This window comes from Kitasatospora sp. Root107 (assembly GCF_001424875.1).
GTDB lineage: Bacteria > Actinomycetota > Actinomycetes > Streptomycetales > Streptomycetaceae > Kitasatospora.
Genome location: NZ_LMCT01000030.1, coordinates 12347 through 13229 on the forward strand (window position 1 = coordinate 12347; position 883 = coordinate 13229).

The following is an 883-nucleotide window of genomic DNA, read 5'->3' on the forward strand; positions in this document are numbered from 1 at the left end:
CCGTTGCGGGTGATCAACGCCTGGTCGGGGCCCGGGATCATGATCAGCAGCAGCGCGGCGACGGCGAAGGTCAGCATGCGGCCGCCTCCACCGTCCGCAGCACGGCGGCACGTTGCCGCTCGCGGAAGTAGAAGTGCCCACCGGGGAAGCTGCGTTGCTGCACCGGTTGCTCGGTGGTGTGCTCGGCCCAGGCCGCCAGCTGCTCGGTGGACACCACGTCCTGCTGTCCGCCGAGCACGGTGATCGGCACCGGCAACGGCGGCCGGGGCTGCCAGCTGTAGGTCTCCACGATCCGGTAGTCGGCCCGGACACAGACCGCCGCCAACCGGCGCAACTCGGCGTTGGCGAACACCTCGTCGGGAATGCCGCCGTGCATCCTGGCCACTTCGGTCAGCAGCTCGTCGTCGGGCAGCCGGTGCAGCAGGGTGCGCTCCCTGGGCAGGTGCGGAGCGGGATAGCTGGAGAGGATCAGCCGCTCGGGCAGCGGCCGCTCGGCCTCCCGCAGGGCCTGGGTCAGCTCGTACGCGACCAGCGCGCCGAGACTGTGCCCGAAGAACACGTACGGCGGCGTCAGGTCGAGCCCGGCGAGCAGGGTGCGGACCAGCTCGGCCATCGAGGTGTGCGGTGGTTCGGCCAACCTGGAGCCCCGGCCCGGCAGTTGGACCGCACAGACCGCGACCTTGCGCAGGTCCCGGGCCCACCGGACGTACTCGGCGGCCGAACCGCCGCCGTGCGGCAGGCAGTAGAGCGTACGGGCGGCCGGATCGGCGCCCGGCGCGCGGATCGCCCAGCGGGGTACGGAGGGAGCGTCCACCGCGCTCACCCGGCCGGGGCCGGCTCGGCGGAGCCGCTGAGATGCGCCGCCAGCCGGTCGACGGTGGGG

Annotated in this window: 1 protein-coding gene; it reads right to left on the bottom strand. The window is 73.3% G+C overall.

Features of this window, described 5'->3' with window-relative positions:
• Positions 1–70 precede the first annotated feature (70 nt).
• A complete protein-coding gene (locus tag ASC99_RS24245) occupies positions 71–814 on the bottom strand; it encodes a thioesterase II family protein (RefSeq protein ID WP_057235629.1) in 744 nt (247 codons plus the stop codon).
• Positions 815–883 lie beyond the last annotated feature (69 nt).